The 21,479-nt window shown below is 39.6% G+C and carries 14 protein-coding genes; 3 read left to right on the forward strand and 11 right to left on the reverse strand.

All coding sequences use genetic code 11. The features are described 5' to 3' along the window. Positions 1-255 precede the first annotated feature (255 nt). The 7 genes from H131_RS15650 to zapA form a co-directional block, all read right to left on the reverse strand. On the reverse strand, positions 256-1,947 hold the full coding sequence (locus H131_RS15650; protein ID WP_010860123.1) for a long-chain-fatty-acid--CoA ligase: 1,692 nt from the start codon (positions 1,945-1,947) through the stop codon (positions 256-258). Between the two features lie 869 nt (positions 1,948-2,816). Then, positions 2,817-3,758, reverse strand: coding sequence for a nuclease-related domain-containing protein (locus H131_RS15660; RefSeq protein ID WP_036130565.1), 942 nt, complete (start codon positions 3,756-3,758; stop codon positions 2,817-2,819). A 792-nt stretch (positions 3,759-4,550) separates the two neighbouring features. Continuing rightward, complete coding sequence (locus tag H131_RS15670; protein WP_010860124.1) at positions 4,551-4,964, reverse strand: DUF350 domain-containing protein; 414 nt, start codon at positions 4,962-4,964, stop codon at positions 4,551-4,553. A 170-nt stretch (positions 4,965-5,134) separates the two neighbouring features. After that, positions 5,135-7,501 carry an endonuclease MutS2 gene (locus H131_RS15675; protein ID WP_036130572.1) on the reverse strand — a complete coding sequence of 789 codons (2,367 nt, stop codon included), beginning with the start codon at positions 7,499-7,501 and terminating at the stop codon, positions 5,135-5,137. An 18-nt stretch (positions 7,502-7,519) separates the two neighbouring features. Continuing rightward, the gene (gene polX, locus H131_RS15680) at positions 7,520-9,229 is read right to left on the reverse strand and encodes a DNA polymerase/3'-5' exonuclease PolX (RefSeq protein WP_010860126.1); all 1,710 of its coding nucleotides are present in this window, start codon (positions 9,227-9,229) and stop codon (positions 7,520-7,522) included. Between the two features lie 218 nt (positions 9,230-9,447). Beyond that, entirely contained in the window at positions 9,448-9,993 is a 546-nt protein-coding gene (locus tag H131_RS15685) for a CvpA family protein (RefSeq protein WP_010860127.1), read from the reverse strand. A 5-nt stretch (positions 9,994-9,998) separates the two neighbouring features. Further along, positions 9,999-10,259, reverse strand: coding sequence for a cell division protein ZapA (zapA, locus tag H131_RS15690; RefSeq protein ID WP_010860128.1), 261 nt, complete (start codon positions 10,257-10,259; stop codon positions 9,999-10,001). 136 nt (positions 10,260-10,395) lie between these two features. On the opposite strand from zapA, the gene rnhC reads away from it, so the two are divergent. Together rnhC and H131_RS15700 are read left to right on the forward strand one after the other, a co-directional pair. After that, on the forward strand, positions 10,396-11,322 hold the full coding sequence (rnhC, locus tag H131_RS15695) for a ribonuclease HIII (RefSeq protein WP_010860129.1): 927 nt from the start codon (positions 10,396-10,398) through the stop codon (positions 11,320-11,322). 251 nt (positions 11,323-11,573) lie between these two features. Further along, positions 11,574-12,083, forward strand: a complete 510-nt coding sequence (locus tag H131_RS15700; protein ID WP_010860130.1) for a helix-turn-helix domain-containing protein — start codon at positions 11,574-11,576, stop codon at positions 12,081-12,083. Between the two features lie 208 nt (positions 12,084-12,291). On the opposite strand, the gene H131_RS15705 is transcribed toward H131_RS15700, so the two are convergent. The 4 genes from H131_RS15705 to H131_RS15720 form a co-directional block, all read right to left on the reverse strand. Further along, positions 12,292-14,262, reverse strand: coding sequence for a methyl-accepting chemotaxis protein (locus H131_RS15705; protein ID WP_051112154.1), 1,971 nt, complete (start codon positions 14,260-14,262; stop codon positions 12,292-12,294). A 375-nt stretch (positions 14,263-14,637) separates the two neighbouring features. Continuing rightward, positions 14,638-17,055, reverse strand: a complete 2,418-nt coding sequence (gene pheT, locus H131_RS15710) for a phenylalanine--tRNA ligase subunit beta (RefSeq protein WP_036130579.1) — start codon at positions 17,053-17,055, stop codon at positions 14,638-14,640. A gap of 12 nt (positions 17,056-17,067) precedes the next feature. Beyond that, the gene (gene pheS / locus H131_RS15715) at positions 17,068-18,105 is read right to left on the reverse strand and encodes a phenylalanine--tRNA ligase subunit alpha (protein WP_010860133.1); all 1,038 of its coding nucleotides are present in this window, start codon (positions 18,103-18,105) and stop codon (positions 17,068-17,070) included. Positions 18,106-18,516: 411 nt separating this feature from the next. Then, positions 18,517-19,281, reverse strand: coding sequence for a TrmH family RNA methyltransferase (locus H131_RS15720; protein WP_010860134.1), 765 nt, complete (start codon positions 19,279-19,281; stop codon positions 18,517-18,519). Between the two features lie 499 nt (positions 19,282-19,780). On the opposite strand from H131_RS15720, the gene H131_RS15725 reads away from it, so the two are divergent. Then, positions 19,781-21,406: a DNA cytosine methyltransferase gene (locus H131_RS15725; RefSeq protein ID WP_010860135.1), complete on the forward strand. Its 1,626-nt coding sequence runs from the start codon at positions 19,781-19,783 to the stop codon at positions 21,404-21,406. Positions 21,407-21,479: the final 73 nt, after the last annotated feature.

Below are 21,479 nucleotides of genomic sequence, written 5' to 3' on the forward strand. Positions count from 1 at the left end.
AAAAACATACCCACGCCTACTTACATTCCTATCAGCAACAATGCAGGATTCGACTAAGCTGTAACTTATTGTCTATCCACAAAAGTTGAAGAACTTGAAATGAAGGTACATATACACTTTTATCAGCGTATTAAAACATTATGGAGGATGCGGCGTGATTACCTATAAATAAAAAATATGAAAATATGAATGGTCATTCATTCATATTTTCATATTATATTCTACATCCACGCTTGTCAATACTTTATCACGTAGTTATTTTGCTTCTTTAGTCGCCATTTTTGTTTTTTCTTCTTCCACTAATGTACGACGTAAAATTTTACCGACCGCCGTTTTCGGTAGCTCATCTCGGAACTCGTAATAGCGCGGTACTTTAAAGGAGGCTAAATGTTGTCGGCAATATTTATTTAATTCGTCCTCGGTAATCGAATATCCTTCTTTTAATACAATATAAGCTTTTACCGTTTCTCCGCGGTACGGATCTGGAATACCTGCTACCACGCATTCCTGAATTTCTTCACGTTCGTATAATACTTCCTCAACCTCTCGAGGATAAATATTAAAACCACCCGCAATAATTAAATCCTTTTTTCGGTCGACTACATAGAAAAAACCATCTTTATCCATATAGCCTATATCACCCGTTAAGAACCAGCCATCTACAAACGTCGCAGCCGTATCTTCAGGACGATTCCAATAACCTTTCATGACTTGTGGCCCTTTCACTGCGATTTCGCCAACCTCACCTACCGGAAGCTGCTCCGTATCACCAGTACGTAGAATTACCGAATCGGTATTCGGCCAAGGCAAGCCAACAGAACCGATGACACGTTTACCCCAAATAGGTGTCGCGTGCGTAACGGGAGAGGTTTCTGTTAAACCATAGCCTTCCACTAGCTTGCCTCCTGTTACTTCTTCAAACCGCTCCTGTAGCTCGACTGGCAATGAAGCAGACCCACTCAGACATGCCTTAATAGACGATAAATTGTACTTCGCAATATCTGGATGATTTAATAGACCAATATAAAGCGTAGGTGCACCTGGGAACAACGTTGGTTTTTGTTTATCAATCGTTTTCAAGGCTGTTTCTGCATCAAATTTCGGTAGCAGCACCATTCTATTTTGCGTGAACACCGATAACAACATCACAGTTGTCATTCCGTATACATGAAAGAACGGAAGCACGCCCATAATCGTCTCTTCCCCATGTACACATTTATACATCCATGCATCGCACATTGTCGTATTGGCAATTAAATTTTTATGAGTCAGCATTACACCTTTTGGGAAGCCCGTCGTACCTCCTGTATATTGCAACAATGCTAAGTCTTCTTCAAAATCAAACGGAATATCGATCATTTTCACGGGCGCCGATCGCATGATTTCTATAAATAAATGATTTTGTCCGCTATGCTCAACCTTCACACTAAAGCCAAATTGCTTCTTTTGAATAAAAGGATACACTAAGTTTTTCGGGAATGGTAAGTAGTCTTTAATTGCTGTTACAATGACGTTTTCAAGAGCCGTTTCTTTCATGATTTTCATCACGCGTGGATACAATATATCCATTACTAAAATAACTTTCGCTCCCGAATCAGCCATCTGATATTGTAACTCTCGTTCAGTATAAAGTGGATTTGTCTGTACAACAACTGCCCCCGCATACATTGCTCCATAGTAAGCAATCACACTTTGTGGTGTGTTTGGTAGCATAATAGCCACACGATCACCTTTTTCCACCCCAAGTGATTGTAAATAGTTTGCGAACCTTAGTGCAGACTCATATAGCTCGGTGTACGTCAAATCCTTACCCATGAAATGAATCGCAACTTTGGAAGGATTCTTTTTATAGGCACGTGTCAAAAACTCTTGCACAGGAATTTCCTCAAACGTTAAAGACGATGGTACTTCTTCAGGATAATTTGCTAGCCATGGTTTTGCTGTCATACGTCCTCTCCCCTTTGTCCCAAACTTTGTAAATTCTTATTTTAATTATAATGAAAAAGGAATACAGTTTCAAACACAAAATAGAAAATAAATGTATTTTCGATTAATTATTATGCAATTAACAACATTTTTATGACAACACCATGAAGGAGATTTACGTTGATCCCCCTTATGAATACTCATTCATTCTTACTTTTTTATGCAAATGCTATACCTAAAATTTCTATAGTCGAAAAATAATTATTTAAGCGAGGGAATAATATTATTAAGAGAATATTATTAGAGAATGGTAGAATTGTGCGATATGGCCGATGCTTCGATGTGGTGTCTGCGCACTGTGACGTAAAAATGTAAGCGATGACTGACTGGATATGAGCAGCGGTTGTACTACCCGAGCGGTAACTGACTGTCTGTACCTGAGCGATGCTTGTGGCTACCCGAGCTCTTGTGTCTACCTGAGCGGTAATGGGCTTTACCTGAGCGATTCTTGTGGCTACCCGAGCGGTAATGACCTTTACCTGAGCGGTTCTTGTGGCTACCCGAGCGGTAATGACCTTTACCTGAGCGGTTCTTATGGCTACCCGGGCGGTAATGACCTTTACCTGAGCGATTCTTGTGGCTACCCGAGCGGTAATGACCTTTACCTGAGCGATTCTTGTGGCTACCCGAGCGGTAATGGCCTTTACCTGAGCGATTCTTGTGGCTACCCGAGCGGTAATGGCCTTTACCTGAGCGGTTCTTGCAACTACCGGATCGTTACTGAACTTCACTAGCGATGCTTGCGATACTCGAGCGATTCTGAGCTTCTCCTGAGCGTTACTTACGACTATCCGCGCTATTCACAGGTATCTCTACTCAACTCCATTACTCTAAAGTTGATACATCATTTGATTATTGTGCCCTTCTCTCCTCTTGCAATAGTCTTGTAGTATTCTTTTGGCAATATGTCTATTTGATGTTTCTAAAAAATGACGTGCAGTTTCTGTATTAATTTGATTACCAATTAACAACCGGTAATCATTTAGTGCCTGACGATGCGCTACTTTATCATATGTTTTACAATGTGGGCAAAACCAGTTTTTCTTCAATCGAATTAGCTTTGACTGGGAACAATGACGACAATAAATGCCACGTTGAATAGTTTGGGGGTCAATTTTATAGTAAGTACACAATGGGGGATTTCGATATTCATGATGATTTGTCAATAAAAGATTGGCAATTTCAACAGACATAATTTTTCTTTGCGATTGCTTATTTAAGATATGTTCTCTTAGAAAATAAATCAGTTCTCGCATCATTAAAACTGGAAATTTCCCATCTTCATTGTGAATATCTGCGTTATTGAATGGAAAAACAACGACGCCAGTCACTTCAATTTCAAGCTGCTGTTGTTTAAAAAATGTATCCAAACCCAAAACATATTCCTCTAGTTGGATTTCTGGATGATTAAAAATATGTCTATCTCCGTTTTCTAAGGTACGCACCATACGACGTGGTTTACGCTTAAGATCGATACGACCGCGGATATTTTTGCTTTCAATAATAATAACGTCATAGGGGGTAATGACCACAATATCTAATTGTATAGGCATAGGTGTCGTAAAAGTAATATTGTGCAAAATATAAATTTCAATTGAAGGAGCCATCTTTTGTAGCTGTTCTATAATTCGTTTCTCTCCTAAATCGCCAGCCTCTAGTTGCTGCAGATCTTGTATCACCTTACTATAGTGTGAATGATTTATCTCTAAACGTTGAACTAATGCACGAAGTCCATGGACCATCGCTGCTTCCTCAAAAGGTTTTAATATCAATCGAATACCTCCTTTTTTGCCTCGACTATAGCATCTTTTTTTACCTTTGCCTATAGCTTTTTTCAAACTAATATTTTGACCCTCTCAAATCTATGGAAATATCAATTTTATAAGAAGTCTATGTAAAACTGCATAATGGCAATTGAATATAAAAGAAACCGTTCTGTACTGAGGTTTCAATAGGTAACCAAATCGCGTTACTACTATACACCAGCGTTGCAGATTAATTAGGCTATTACCTGAGCGGTTCTTGTGACTTCCCGAGCGGTAATGGCCTGTACCTGAGCGGTGCTTGCGACTTCCCGAGCAGTAATGGACTGTACCTGAGCGGTTCTTGCGGCTACCCGAGCGGTTCCGACCTTCACCTGAGCGTTACCTGCGACTACCCGAGCGGTAACTGGCTTTACCTGAGCGTTACCCGTTACTACCCGAGCGATAACTGGCTTTACCTGAGCGTTACCCGTTACTACCCGAGCGGTAACTGGCTTTACCTGAGCGTTACCCGTTACTACCCGAGCGGTAACTGGCTTCACCTGAGCGTTACCCGTTACTACCCGAGCGGTTCCGCGCTTCACTCGAGCGATCCGGGGCCATGATTTGATACTGACCTTCACCTGAACGATACCTACAACTCCCTGAGCGGCGCTAGCCTGCAGACAGATAAAAACGCATCCTCAGAAAGAGGATGCGCTTTTCAATTTAAATAGTCAACATATAGTAGACACCGACTAATAAAAATGCGATGCAGACAACAATTAGTATTTTCGCTAATTTTTCCATCTCATTAAACTCCTATGCAATACTTGCCCCAATAACGAACGATAGACCAACTGAAATGGTGAAAGAAATGAAGCCAACCGAGCGATTGTCATTTGCAATTTCCTGATCTACATTAAAACGCGGTGTCATAAATTCAAATAAGAAATAGGCCACGATCAATAATGTAAAACCAAAAAGTCCCCATCCAATCATTTCGCTCAATGTACTGTGGCGTGCAATCGAGTAGCGAAAAATATTACAAATCCCTAATATCTTCCCACCAGTTGCCAGAGCCACTGCAACATTTCCATTTTTAATTTCTTCCCAATTTTTATATTTCGTAACGACTTCGAACAATGCCATCGAGACGACTAAACATAAAACAACAACACTAAAATATCCTGCTGTTTCGATAATTGGATATCGCCAAAAGCTAGAATTTAGCATTTTCTCCGTCCCCTTTACTTCTGATATTCGTACCTCGTACCATGTGCTAATCGTCGCTTCTGTCTTTTCAACGTCTGCAAATACAGTTATCAAGACTCCTCTTAGTTAACGTTTTGTCCATGCAATAGCTTAGCAGCGACTACAAGCAAGTACGAATACACTTTTCTCATCTATTTCAATTCTACGACCGTGACCCCAAAGCCACCTTCCCCTGTCTCACCAAAGCGGAAGGATTTTACACGTTTATGCTTTTTCAAGTAGCTTTGAATACCTTGACGTAACGCACCTGTTCCTACACCGTGGATAATGGATACTCGCCCATAGTTTGCAAGTAGCGCATCATCTATATATTTTTCAGTACGCATAATTGCATCCTCAAATCGCTCACCTCGTAAATCTAACTCTAACTTCACATGGCTATCGCGGTTCTTCACGCCCGCAACTCGATGAATAGGTTCTTTCTCAGGCTTAATGTATTCAAGGTCACCGTCTGCAATTTTCATCTTCAAAATACCCATTTGCACAACCCATTCAGACTCCGATACTTTTTCTAGTAAAGTACCTCGTTGTCCATAGCTTAACACCTTTACCTCGTCCCCGACAACTAAGTTTTGTGCACGAGCCTTTACTTGAGCTGCTTTTTTTAGCACTTTATTGTTTTCGAGCGGTGTTGCATCCTCCAAACGTTTGCGCGCTTCAATAAGTTCATGTTCTTTCACAACTTGATTAGCGTTCTTACGCATATCTCGAAGTTCTGCAATGATGGTTTCTGCCTCTCGTTTCGCTTCATCGACAATTTTACGTGCTTTTTCCTTTGCTTTTTTGTCGAGTGCTTCTTTACGCTCTTCGTAGGATTGTAGCTTGTCCTGTAGCTCTTTTCGTAAGACTTCCGACTCTAAAAGTAAATCATGAGAGCGTTCTGCATCATCCTCTGATTGGCGTCGCGTCTCTTCAAGGGAGGCAATCATCGACTCAACTTCATGGCGGTCAGTGCCTGTGAAACTTTTCGCACGATCAATAATGGATTCAGGTAAACCAAGTCGGCTTGAGATTTCAAACGCGTTAGAGCGACCAGGCACACCTATAAGTAAGCGATAAGTCGGGCTCAGTGTTTCAATATCAAATTCTACACTTGCGTTTGCCACACCTGGACGATTGTAGCCGTATGCTTTTAATTCTGGGTAGTGTGTTGTTGCCATAACACGTGCTCCACGACCATGTACTTCATCTAAAATTGAAATTGCTAGGGCTGCCCCTTCTTGTGGATCAGTTCCTGCACCTAATTCATCGAAGAGAACCAGTGATACGTGGTCAAATTTTTGCAAGATATCAACAATGTTCACCATATGAGATGAGAAGGTTGAAAGTGATTGCTCAATCGATTGTTCGTCCCCAATATCTGCAAAGAGTTGCTCGAACACGGCTAGCTCTGAGCCATCTAGAGCTGGCACTGGTAAGCCTGCCTGCGCCATTAATGTACATAAACCGACTGTTTTTAAAGTAACGGTTTTACCACCTGTATTGGGTCCTGTAATGACAATTGCTGTAATGTCTTTACCAAACTCTATGTCGTTTGCGACCGCCGTTTCAATTGGCAGCAGTGGATGGCGTGCTCGCACAAGTCGAATATAGCCGTCCTTGTTCATTTTAGGCATCGTGCATTTGTTTGCTTGACCGTATTTACCCTTGGCTAAAATAACGTCGATTTCACCTAATATTTTTACTAAATTAAATACATCGGGTGCAACTTCCTCCACCATAGCACTTAGAGCAAGTAAAATGCGTTCAATTTCAGCTTGCTCCTTCATTTTGAGACGATGAATTTCGTTATTCGCTTGCACAACCGAATCTGGTTCGATGAAGAGCGTTTGACCAGAAGACGATTGGTCATGCACAATACCACCATAATGATGGCGGTATTCTTGTTTGACAGGAATTACAAAGCGGTCATTACGAATCGTCACGAGTGCATCAGAAAGCATTTTAGTGGCATTGCTACCACGTGTAAGGCTTTCTAGTTTAGAACGTACTTTAGCCTCTTCTGAACGGAGTGATTGACGTATAGTGCGCAGTGTTTGACTTGCTGAATCTAATACAGTGCCATTGTCATCAATACAGTTATTAATCTCATGTTGCAAACCTGTTAGTACTGGCATCGCTTCTTTTTTAGCAATGAAATGTGGAATCTCTATAACTTCATCTGATTCTATATCCTCGATGAAATTGCGCAGAATACGACTTGCTCGAATCGTACTTGATATTTCCATTAATTCCAGCGCTGACAACATGCCACCGATTTGTGCGCGTCTTGCCGCAGGGCGTACATCGAAAATACCGCCCATTGGCACATTACCTTTAACTCGTAAAATGGATAAACCCTCATCCATTTCTTCTAGTAATTGTACTACTTTTTCAAAGTCCGTTTGTGGCACAAGGTCATCAATGGCTGACTTGCCTATTGATGACGTACAATGTGTTGCAACTTGTTGGCGTACTTTATCATATTCTAGTGTTTTCAATGCGCGTTGTGCGATCACTGAGAACACCTCCTCAACCTATTTATTTCGTCGAATGAACGCCTCGAACTGTTCACGCGTCCATGTATTGACAATCATATCTTTTTTCAACCATGCTTTATTTGCATAGCGTACGCCAATATCCATAAAGCGTAAATGCGCAATATCATGTGCATCGGTATTGATTGCTACAGGTACACCTGCTGCTACTGCCATTTCTAAATGCTCGACACATAAATCAAGACGATATGGATTAGCATTTAACTCTAAAATTTTACCATACTCTTTCGCCCATGCAATTAACTGCGCCATATCTGGATTATAGCCAGCTCGATCCTCAATAATGCGACCTGTTGGATGGGCAATCATATGGACATAAGGATTTTGCAACGCTGTGTGTAACCGAGCCATGATTTTATCCTGTGTTTGTGTGAAACTAGAGTGAATCGAAGCAATGACGAAATCTAACTCTTTAAGTACGTCATCATCAAAATCTAGCGAACCATCTGGTAAAATATCCATCTCAGTTCCTGCATATAAATAGAAGTCTGGATGCTCTTCGTTAAACGCTTCAATCTCTACACGTTGTTTCATAAGTCGTTCAGGCGTTAAGCCATTTGCCACCTTTAAATACTGCGAGTGATCGGTAATAACGCTGTATTGATAACCTCGTGCTTTTAATGCTTCGCCCATTTCCGCAACCGAGTACGCTCCATCCGACCAAGTTGTATGCATATGCAAATCCGCTACAATTTCGTCAAGCGTTACTAAATCCGTAATTTCATCTGTACGGTCAAACTCCGTTGTTCCCGTACGTAAGCTAGGTGGAATAAAAGGTAAATCAAAATGGGCAAAGAATGCCGCTTCGTCCGTAAATGTCAGCACAGAACCATCAGACTGTTCTACACCGTACTCACTTATTTTCTCACCACGTGCCTTTGCAATTTGACGCATACGTACATTATGGTCTTTTGAGCCTGTAAAATGATGCAAGGCTGTTGCATACTCTGCATCCTTCACTAATCGAAAATCAACACTAACTGGCTCATCTAAATCTAAAACGACAGAAATTTTCGTATCACCGGCAGCCACTACCTCTTGTATTACGAGGGCACGCAGTAATTTTTCACGCACAACCTCAACTGCCTCCGTCACTACGATAAAATCGATATCTTTACTCGTTTCTGAAGCGCGACGGAAACTTCCAGCAACTGAAAAACGTTCCACTTCTTCCATACTACCGAGAAGTGCTTCAATTTGTAAAACGACAGGCTCCAATTGCCAAATCGGCAAACGCTCCGAACGATTTGCAAAGTTCGCAAGCTCTTTTAAAATCTTTTCTTCTGTTTTTGCTGCAAAACCTGCTAGCTCGCGTACCTTACAAGCCTCACATGCCGCCTTTAAGCTTTCTGCTGAGTCGATGCCTAGCTCTTGATGAAGCTTGGCAATTTTTTTGCCACCTAAACCTGGTAACTTCAGTAACGGCAGTAATCCTTTCGGTACGATGTCTTCTAATTCTTTTAACAGGCTCGATTCACCTGTTGCTATAAGATCCTCAATAACTGCAGCTGTGCCTTTACCAATGCCCTTAAGCTTCGTGACATCTTCCATTTCACTCAGTGAACGCTCGTCCCCTTCAAGTGCCGCCGCTGCTTTTCGGAAGGCAGAGACCTTGAATGGATTTTCACCCTGTAATTCCATGTATAATGCTATTTTTTCTAGTGTACGAATAATCGTTTTTTTGTTCATTGGTAATTCCTCCTATCGTAAAAACACTTCCCTCAAGTCCGAGAGAAGTGCATAGTTTGCTATTGCCTATCCATTACACCAAGGCACAGTTGTACCTGTCACTTTGCTATCGGTTCAAAAAACATCTTAGAAGATGCTTCGTACTTACACCGCTTTCTCACAGAATCAATGCGCACTCACTTCGAATGACGCCCGATACCAGTTAGAAATTCTCAGCTTTATGATGAGTGGAGATAAATATACCACCAGTTTTGGAACATCTTTGTGATAATCGGTGTATGCTCCAGTATGAGTCCGGATAACAACGACTTCGACATTAAATTTTGAATCATATCAATTGGCAACAATGCCAGAATATACAAAATAATAAACATAATTAAATAATTTTCAATCATGCCAAAAAGTGCTCCAAGCCAACGATTCATTGTACCTAAAACAGGTAAATAGGCAATAAAATCAAATATAGATGCCACAATTTGTAATGAAATCTTCACCGCAAAGAAAATAACCGCAAACGCAACTATACGGTAAAACGTGCGATCTAAATCCAAGCTATCAATAACTACTCCAAGACTTCCGGAATCTGTTACGCCCGGATATGGCACCCAAAACACAAATTTCTGTGCTAATGGCTTATAATAGATATACGCAACAATCAGGGCAACTACAAAGCTGACAATATGCATCATTTGTACGATAAAGCCACGTTTTGCCCCAACAATTAGTCCAACCAATAGCACCAATAATATAATTAAATCTAGCATTCACTTCAACCCTTTAATTTTTTCAATTCTTCTTCTAGTATTTCCATTTGCTCTTTTAAGAGTAAATAATCGTGCACCGTATTTACTGCTGTTAGGACCGCTAATTTCGCGCTATCAAGTGAGGGATTATGTAAACTCATTTCGCGCATACGGTCATCAACAATCGAAGCGACAAGTCGCATATGTCCAATAGATTCAGAGCCGACCATTTTATATGTATGACCATATATTTCCACAGAAATTTTATTCTTTTCTTGATTTTCCATAGTCGCACCCTCCAATAAAATCTTTTTGCTCACGATTTTATTCAGTAGTGAGCAACGTCCACACAAAAAAGCTATTTATTATCATACCATGAAAGGTATAAAATTGTGAACAACGAGGACAGAAAGGAACGATTAAATGTCAAATATTGTACTTTTAATTTCAACAACTATGCAAAAAGAGGTAATCTCTTTTTACGCAAGCAATTTAGTAGAACGTAAAGCACCCGGGGTGGTATTCGCTGCCAAACTATCGGATACAGCCATCACTTTGTATAAATCAGGTAAATTAATGTTTCAAGGAAGCGGGGCAGATCGAGAAGCGGCACGTTGGGGTAGCGCCCAAATTGCCAATACTCCTAAATCATCATCTATTGGAGCAAAGGGTGACGTGCTACCAGACGGTTTTGCTTCAATGTCCGTTCTAGGCTCTGACGAAACGGGTACTGGCGATTATTTCGGACCCATTACAGTTGCAGCTGTTTATGTGCCTGCTTCGAAAATTGAATTAGTGAACGAGCTTGGCGTCAAAGATTCCAAAATGCTAACGGATGACTATATGCGCCGTATTGCACCAGATTTACGGGCTGCATGCGTCCATAGCGTACTTATATTGCGCAATGAAAAGTATAACGCGTTACAGGCAAAGGGCTACTCACAGGGCAAAATGAAAGCAATGATGCACAATAAAGCGCTCGGACATACACTGTCTAAAATGACACCTGAAAAGCCTACACATATTCTCATTGACCAGTTTGCAGAACGCGGGGTTTACTACAATTATTTAAAGAATGAACAAGAAATTGTGCGAGAAAATGTGTTGTTGTCTACCAAGGCCGAACAGCTTCATGTTTCCGTTGCAACTGCTTCCATCTTGGCACGTGCCGCTTTCTTAAAGGAGATGGACCGACTAAGTGACCTTGCTGGCGTTGAACTGTTGAAAGGGGCTTCTAGCAAGGTGGATGCATTAGCTGCACGTATATGGCGTGGACAAGGCGAAGAATTTTTACGTTCCATCACTAAATGGCACTTTGCAAATACAGAGAAGGCGAGGAAAATAAAATAAAGTTTACTTGTTCAGAAAATGCATTCATGCATTCTCCCTTATAAGATTTTAGGCAGAACTTCGTTTATTCGCCAAAATTAAAAAAAAGGGCCTAGCCTATCTAAAAAGCCCTTCAAACAATAACATCTGCCTTTCTTTATGGTAAAAATAGCATACTTGGATACCACTAAGCATGTTATTTTTACTTTTGGGACAGGTGAACTGCCCCTAAATTGTTAGACACCAAATCTAACGATTTAGGGGTGTTTTTTATGGCTAATTTTACTGCCGAGGAGAAAATATTTATTGCTCGTCTTTACCTTGAGGGGAAACATAGTTATTTGGAACTTCAAGATTTATTTAAGGTTTCTTATCAAATGATTCAAGGTTGGGTCCGTTTATATCAAGTACAAGGAGAAGAGGGATTTAAGAAATCCTATACAAGTTATTCTGCGGGATTTAAAATGGATGTACTTAATTATATGAAGGAAACGGGTACATCCTCCTACGATGCAGCGGCTATCTTTAATATATCTTCTCCATCATTAGTTCGAACATGGCGGATAAATTTTAATGCTGATGGATTCGATGCCCTTATTCCTAAGAAACAGAGGCGAATAGCCATGAAAAAAGAAACGCAGAAGGTAAAATTAGTAGAAGGTTCAGTTGAAGCGCTTGAAGAACGAATTAAACAACTAGAAATGGAGAATGCCTATTTAAAAAAGTTGAATGCTTTAGTTCAAATGCAGGAAAAATTACATCCAAAATCAAAGCGCAAGTAATTTATGAACTAAAGGTAATTATTGGACACTGCAAAGTCCAAAAATGGCAGAAGATAGTTGCTCGTAGCGTACTAAACTTATTAATAGGGGCTATTTGGTACGAATATGTCTGATAAAATGTCAAAAGGTATTCGGAATGTGATCATTTCGAATACCTTTTGTCATCAAACTGACAGGTGTCACATCATTGTAGACACCCTTGTTTTAATTATTCGTATTTAAATTGCTGAATCGATTGTTGGAGATTGTCAGACATTTCAGCAAGTGCTTCAGCTGAAGATGCGATTTCTTCCATCGTGGCAAGCTGTTCCTCTGTTGCAGCGGAAATGTTTTGTGCGCTTGCTACGTTTTCATTTGTACGTTCCAGCACAATTTCAATTCCATTTGCCACTTCGTCAGAGTGAAGTGAAATTACCTTCGCTGCTTGTGAAATTTCTCCAACTTCTTTTGTCACTTGTTGCACATTACTACGAATTTCTCCAAACGACTGCCCTGCAATAGTCGTCACTTCGATGCCTTTTACAACCTCTGCTGTCCCAATGGCCATCGACTCGACTGCTAGCTTCGTATCCTTTTGAATATAAGAAATAATATCTTTAATTTGCAGCGTTGACTGGGCTGACTGTTCAGCTAACTTTCTTACCTCATCGGCAACGACTGCAAAACCTTTGCCGTGTTCACCTGCTCGAGCCGCTTCTATCGCTGCATTCAATGCCAATAAGTTTGTTTGGTCAGCAATTTGCGTAATCGCTTCAACAATGTGGCCAATTTCTTGTGAACGAGTACCTAATGTTTGAACAGTGTCTTCAAGCGCGTGAACCGTTTTTTGAATGATTTGCATCTGCTCAATAGCTGTTTGAATAGTCTGATCACCTACAACCACTGCATCCATCGATTTGTTGGACATGACATTGACCGTTTCAGCCTTGTGTGAAATGTTTTGAATCGATGAAGACATTTCTCGAACAGCATTTGTACTTTTATGGATGATTTCGGCTTGAGAATCAACAGTTCCGGCAAATATCTGGATTGACTCCACAATTTGCGTAGTGGCCCGCTTATTTTCGTCTGTGCTTATTGTAAGCTGTTCTGACGATGAAGTTAGCAGGGTTGATTTTTCACTAACGTCACGAACAACCTCACGTAAGGAGCTAATCATTTTGTTAAATATACTAGCCAATTTACCATACTCATCATTAGTGTTCATTTCGATAAAATTACGTAAATCTCCATCACCTACCTGCTCAGCGACAGTAGCCAGTTGTTTCAGTGGGCGGGTAATCGAACTGATGATAAAGCCACCAATTACTCCACAGATGACTAAAGCGATCGCAATTACTAGCAAAGTTGTAGTGAAGATTGGTGCTGTGACAGCTGATACATCTGCCATAGCCATGGTGCCGATAATTTTCCAACCTGTTAGTTTATTCGTTACAAAGAATACTTGGTACTCCTTGCCATCTTCCTCTATATTAAATTGGCCTTCATTCTTGGCTTCCATCTCTTCTACATAGGAATCTTTGAGCGACTTCCCAACTTCTGAGAAGGGATCCGCGATACTAACATTGTTGGCGTTTACTAATGAAGCATAGCCGTTTTTACCAATTTTCACCGTATTTACAAGCTCAGAAATTCCCTCTAAATTCAGCCCAATCGAAATAACCCCTGAACCGTCTTTTAAGCCAGCGGAAACTGATAATATTAATTCTCCTGTAATAGTTGATTGATATGGATCAACCATAACACTCTTACCTGGTGACTCTATTGCCTTTAAATACCAAGGTCTCGTAAATGGATTATAATCTGGTTCAGACTCGGCATATGGAGAACGTAAAAATTTGTGCCCTTCCATTGCTAAATTGACAACGGAAACACTGCTATGTAGCGCATTATATTTTTCTATTTCCTTTAATAGCTCGGCATCTTGCCAATCCTTATTAAAATAAGCAGCCAAATATTCGGCATCATCAAGGATGGGTGCTATTTCTTCTGAAATTAATGAATTTAATAAATCTACATTTTCGCGTGAGTTCTTACTCAATTCTGCTTGATATTGATTGGCCGCCTTCATGTATGACAATGTTCCAATTGCAAAACTTGGAATTAAAAGCGTCAATGTAAATGCCCATATTAACCGAGCACGCACGGATAAGTTTCCTCGTTTTCGATGATTTTTCAAAATGCTTATCTCCTCTTACTAAAATTTTCTATCCAGTTTCTACTATACACACAATAAATACGTTTGATTTATTTTTTGTTATTTCTAAATATTATTAAAAACTAAAAATGTACTAGTTTACTGAATTAATATCAGAAATAGTTTTTCTATAAGAAACACGAACATTTTTGCTAGGAGAATAAGGTGGCGACATAACGAAGGAAGCGGATCGGTGCTTGCCCGTCCGCTTGTAGCGGAATATACCTATGTGGTAGGAACAATTACTTTATTTTCTTTAATAATATTCGCCTTTATTGATATGAAAATTAATTCATTTAAACAAATAAAAAAGCTGTCTCAATGATACTGAGACAGCCTTTGACTTATAATTTAAATTTAACGTACTTCTGTGCCTTCAATTGTAGCGATGGCTTTTAGTACTTTATTGTGTGCTGCAACAACCTCTTCGTCTGTTAGCGTACGCTCTGGATCGAAGTACGTTAATGAGAAGGCCACTGATTTTTTGCCAGCTTCCATTTTCTCACCTTCGTACACATCGAATACACGGATGTCTTTTAACAGTTTCACGCCTGCTGAACGAATAACAGCAACTACTTCTCCTGCCGCAGTTACACTATCCATCACAAGTGCGATATCACGCGACATAGCAGGGAAGCGTGGCACTGGTTTATAACCTAGAGGTGCTTCGTTTGTAGTAGCGTCAAGTAAGGCCACTAAGTTCATTTCCATTACGTACGTATCTTTTACACCCCAAGTTTTTTGCTCAGCAGGGTGTAAACCACCAATAATGCCGACATGTTCGCCATCTAGTAGGATGCTTGCTGTACGACCTGGGTGTAGACCATCTACTTGTGCTTTTACGAAGGAAATACGTTCAGTAAGACCAAGCTTGCTAACAACACCTTCAACAATTCCTTTTAACACGAAGAAATCTACTTCTTTTTTCTCACCTTGCCAAGCATGGTCTAACCATTTACCCGTTAGAACTGCTGCTACATGCTCTTCCTCAAAAGGTTGACCTTCTGCTGCTTGACCAAGGAATACAGAACCAACTTCATATAAGGCCACACTGTCCGCTTTACGTGCAACGTTATATGCCGCAGCCTCAATTAAATGTGGAATCAAGCTTTGACGAAGCGTTGAACGTTCTTCACTCATTGGCATTAATAAACGCGTTACCGATGCTGCTTTCAAAGCAAAGCGTTGTGATAAGGCTTCTGATGTTAATGAATACGTTACTGCTTGGTATAGTCCCGCACCTTCCATGTAGTTACGTACAACGCGACGGTTTGCTTGGTAAGGTGTAAGGCTACCTACTTGGTTTGCGCCTTCTAGTAATGTCATTGGAATTTCATCGTAGCCATATAGACGTGCGATTTCTTCCACAATATCTTCTTCAATTTTAATATCCTGACGACGTGTTGGCGCATCAATGATTAATAATCCATTTGCCGCCTCTACGCCAAATTTTAAACGCTCTAAAATTGACAGCATATCTTCTAATGAGATTTTCATACCTAGACGCTCATTGATAAAATCTGGTGAAACAACGACACGTGCTGGTGTTTTGTCTAATTCGTCCACGATGCATGTGCCTTCTAGCACTTCTCCACCAGCTAATTCAGCAAGTAATGCCGCAGCGCGTTCAGCTGCAGGTACAACGCGATTTGGATCGACACCTTTTTCAAAGCGTGCTGATGCATCTGAGCGTAGTCCTAAGTTACGAGAAGTTTGACGTACTGTTAAACCATCGAAGTAAGCAGATTCAATGACAACTGTTGTTGTCGTTTCTGTTACTTCAGAGTTTGCGCCGCCCATTACACCTGCAATAGCTACAGGTTCTTTGCCATTTGTAATCACTAAATCAGTCGCTTTTAATGTACGCTCCTGATCGTCTAAAGTTGTGATTTTTTCACCTTCTGTCGCTTTACGCACGACAATTTCACCGGTTGCGAGGCTATCATAGTCGAATGCATGTAACGGTTGACCATACTCCATTAAAATATAGTTCGTCACATCTACAACATTATTATGTGGACGTACACCCGCTGCCATTAAACGGTGTTGTAACCACATTGGTGATTCTGCTATTTTTACATTTTTCACGACTTTTGCCACATACATCGGATTTGCTTGTAAATCTTCTACGCGAAGTTTTAACACGTCCTGTGCTTTTTCAACTGCTGTGTTGTATGCGATTTCTGGATATTTTACTTCTTCAGAAAGGATAGCACCGACCTCGTATGCTACACCTAGCATTGAAAGTGCATCCGAGCGGTTTGGTGTTAAACCAAGCTCTAACACCGTGTCACGTAAGCCTAAAAGTGCAAGTGCATCAGCACCCACTTCTGCGTCCGCTGGTAACACATAAATGCCCTCTGCATAAGCTTTTGGTACAAGCTTGCCTTCAACACCTAGCTCTTGTAATGAACAAATCATACCATTCGATTCATGACCACGAAGTTTTGCTTTTTTAATTTTAATGCCACCTGGTAAATGAGCACCTGGGCGAGCAACGATGACTTTTTGACCTGCATCAACGTTAGGCGCACCACAAATAATTTGTTGTGGCTCTGCTTCACCAACGTCCACTTGGCAAATATTTAATTTGTCTGCTTCAGGATGTTTTTCTTTTGATACGACATGGCCTACAACGACTTTATCCATACCGCTCGCACGGTCGATTACTGCGTCTACCTCAATCCCAGAACGCGTAATTTTTTCTGCTAACTCTTCTGGCGCTAAGTCCTGTGTGCTGACATAATCTTTTAACCATTCTAATGATACTAACATTTTTTGTCCCCCTTACGCCTCTGTTCGCTCGAATTGTGATAAGAAACGTGTGTCACTTGTATAAAAATGACGAATATCGTCGACACCGTATTTTAACATTGCTATTCGCTCTGCACCGATACCGAATGCAAAACCAGAAACTTTCTTCGGATCATAGCCAGCCATTTCAAGTACATTTGGATGCACCATACCTGCACCTAAAATTTCAATCCAACCAGTCCCTTTACATACGTTACAGCCTGAGCCACCGCATTTAAAGCAAGAAATATCCATTTCAACAGACGGTTCTGTGAATGGGAAGAAACTTGGACGTAGACGAATTTCACGTTCTGCACCAAACATCTTTTTCGCCAATGTATCTAAAGTACCTTTAAGGTCACTCATACGAATATTTTCGCCAATTACTAAACCTTCAATTTGCATGAATTGGTGAGAGTGCGTAGCGTCATCATTGTCACGACGGAACACTTTCCCTGGACAAATAATACGAATCGACTCACCTTTTTTAGCTTCCATTGTACGTGCCTGAACAGGAGACGTATGCGTACGCAGTAATATTTCCTCGGAAATATAGAACGAATCCTGCATATCACGAGCAGGGTGTCCTTTTGGTAAGTTTAATGCTTCGAAATTATAATAATCCTTCTCAACTTCAGGCCCTTCTGCAATTTCGTAGCCCATGCCGATGAATAAATCTTCAATTTCTTCAACGACACGTGTTAACGGATGACGGTTGCCGACTTTAATTGCACGACCCGGTAATGTGACATCAATCGACTCACTTGCTAATTTTTCAGCAATCGCCGCTTCTTCCAAGACAGTCGCCTTTGCTTCCAGCACAACTGTAACATTTTCACGAACCGTATTGACCAAAGCCCCCATTTTTGGACGTTCCTCAGCAGATAATTTACCCATCCCTTTTAATAAATCAGTGATTGGTCCCTTTTTCCCTAAATAGGCTACACGTACATCATTTAACTCTTTTAAGTTTGCTGCCGCTTCAATTTTCGCTAGCGCTTCTTGCTCTAAGTGCTTTAATTGCTCTTCCATGTGTTGAATCCTCCTTGTTCATGTAAATGCCCGCTTGCGCGAATGACACAAAAAAACCTCGCCCCTATAAAAGGGACGAGGACATATTCGCGGTACCACCCTAGTTATTGCACGATAAAATCCGCACAATCACTTCATTGCCATAACGACTCGATTGAAGCCGGCATACCTTTACAGCATTTCGCTGGTCCCGGTAGCTGCTCGCGGGCTGAATTCAAAACTGCATTGATACGGCGCTGGCTCTCAATCTCCGGCCTACGCTCCCTGTCGTCCATTCACAATCTTTACTACTTCCCGGTCAAAGCATTTCTTTATACATGATTACATTTAAAAGTGATTATACAATAATTAGCCGTTGCATTTCAAGGGTGATATGCCCGTTCTCAGCGATATTTACCGTGCTATCAGCAATTACTTTACAAATCCGTACAAAACTATCCCTGTAGCAACAGCTACATTTAATGATTCAGCTTGTCCAAGTATTGGAATAACGATATTTTGATCTGTCATCGCTAACAGCTGTGGATGGATACCACTACCTTCATTACCCATCATGATAGCAAAAGCACCGTTATGTTGAATATCACTGTACAAGACAGCATCCTCATCCAGTGCCGTTCCAAACACAGGCACACCATTGTCCTGAAGCAAATCAATCCAATCCTCTAAATCCCCACGCACTACAGGTACATGAAAATGTGAGCCCTGCGCAGAACGCAGCGTTTTAGGATTATATAAATCAGCACACCCCTTGCCAAGTATAACTGCGTCCAAACCTGCCGCATCCGCTGTACGAATCATTGTTCCAATATTACCCGGATCCTGCACCGCATCAATTAGTAACACCTTACGCCAAGAAGCCATCGTCTCTTCTTCTACAGCTGGCTGCTTACAAACCGCAAATACCCCCTGAGATGTCTCCGTTTCAGCAAACTCCTTCACCACAGCCGCTGTCACTTCCACCATTGACACATCATCAATCGGCCAGAGCATCGGCAAATCGACACCCTCACGCACAATTAGCTGTAGTACTTGTTCGTTATTTTTCAAAGCTTCCTCTACCAAATGGAAACCTTCAACTATAAATTCACCAGAACGCTCACGCTCTTTGCGTGTCGCCGCTAATTTCTTCCAATATTTCACTAACGCATTTTGCGTAGATTCAATTCTCTTCATCGTTCCTCGTACCGCCTTTTTCCTATTTACTGCTCTTTATTATACCTTAGAAAATGGAGAATTTCATAGTCGTGGAGAAAAAGCTGTTTTCAACACTAATAACAATTTGTTAATTACAGACCTTGCTATGATTGACCAATTGAGTTAAATACCTACATATTAGCATTAACTCGATGCCATATGAGAGAAAATAAGAATCCTTTACTCGAAACCTAATTGCATACTTTATTATATTTATACATCATATATATTTATATCTACATATGAACAATGTTAAATACCTTCTCAATCTACTTCTTAGAAGTATCTTAACTATAAGAAGGAATCAAATACGTAAATAAGCTACATTACAATGTTTAATAAATACCCTAATAAAATCAGCAGTACCTTTATGGCATAATTAGTTTTAAGCAAATTTGACAATCTCACAATATAAGTTATATTTAAGATTTATAATATTATTATACATAAAGATTTTTTAATTAAAGGAGAATTTTTTATGAAAGTCGTAGATTTATTCTGTGGAGCTGGCGGATTTTCAGAAGGTTTTGAAAGAGCTGGATTTGAAATAATTAAAGCATACGATATATGGACGCCGGCTATTCTAACTCACAATATGAATCATGGCGATGGTAAGAATCCTGCTCTTAAAAGAGATGTATTTGAAATATCAATGTTAGATGATGACGAATTTGAAAAAGCTATTCCAGATTCTGAGGTAATAATTGGTTCCCCTCCGTGTGTTTCTTTTTCTAATTCAAATAACTCTGGTAAAGCTGATAAAACTAACGGTATAAAACTAATAAACGCCTTCCTAAGAATAGTTGCGAGAAAAATGTTTAAGCCAAAAAGCAAACTAAAATATTGGGTAATGGAGAATGTTGCAAACTCAGAAATATATATGAAAAATGAATACTCAATGGAAGATTTAGAATGTTGTCATTTAGGAGACCATACTTTAATTATTCCTAACAAAAAGGTATACAACATGAAATATTTTGGCGTACCAACAAATAGAAAGAGATTTATATGTGGGAAATACCCACAGCTAAATAATTTGAACGATGAGGAAAATCTAATTGTTTTAGAAGACATTTTTAACGCATTAGGTTCCCCAAACCCTGATGGCTATTTAGGTGAGAAATTTCATGTAATTGATCCTACTTATAAAATAAAAATAAAAAGTTCTGAATTAACAGATCATCACTATATTAAAGAAATACCTGAATTTGAATGGAAAAAGGCAAAAAGACAAAAAGAAGATAAAGGTTATATGGGGAAAATGGCTTTCCCAGAAAATGAAAAAAATCCTGCAAGAACTATTATGGCTACACTATCTGCCTCTTCCAGAGAATCAATGATCTTCTCTTTTGGGGAAAATAGGTATCGTTATCCAACAATAAGAGAAGTCGCTACACTTATGTCATTTCCTATTGATTTTAGATTTTATGGAGAAAGTGATACGGCTAAATATCGTATGGTAGGCAATGCAGTAACTCCGAAGTTTGCATACGAAATTGCTAAATGTATACGAGAAGAAAATTTTAAAAATAGAGAAATCACAGATAAATTTAGTATAAAAAAAGTCTTTAATGAACATATAGAGTTCAAAAATTTAAATGGTAATATCTTTCCTTTGAAAATAGAAAAAGAAAAGAAAGCGGATGCCAAATTCTGTCACCACGTTCCCTACTTAATTGAAAATGCATACCGTGTAGAATTAAGTAACTCCTTTGAATTAGGAGAAATATATTGGAGAGTAAAAATCCATTATTCACAAGGAAAAAATGCAAAGTTATTTGAAAATGTTTTTATTTCTATTGCTAATTTTAATGAAGAATTAATCTTTAAAATGTATAGATTCGTGAAAGATATATTGCTTAAGATTTCAAATTCGCATGAATTACAAATAAATTATAGTAAAACAACCAAGGATAGAGCTGGATTAATGGGACCGGATGAATTACTGCTGAAAGTCAAAGAATTTGTAAATTATTTAGATAATGAAGAAATACACATTAATGAAATTGGAAAAAAAGTTTCTATTAAAATCGCTGTTGCTTATTTTCTTTTAACTCATATCATAAATAAATTAAACACTACAATACCAAAAAAATGTAAATAATGATAATATTATTTTATACTAAAAATATTAGGTATTATAACTATATTATGTAATATTTAAGGGGACTATAGTA

This window comes from Lysinibacillus sphaericus OT4b.31, assembly GCF_000392615.1.
Lineage (GTDB): Bacteria > Bacillota > Bacilli > Bacillales_A > Planococcaceae > Lysinibacillus > Lysinibacillus sphaericus_B.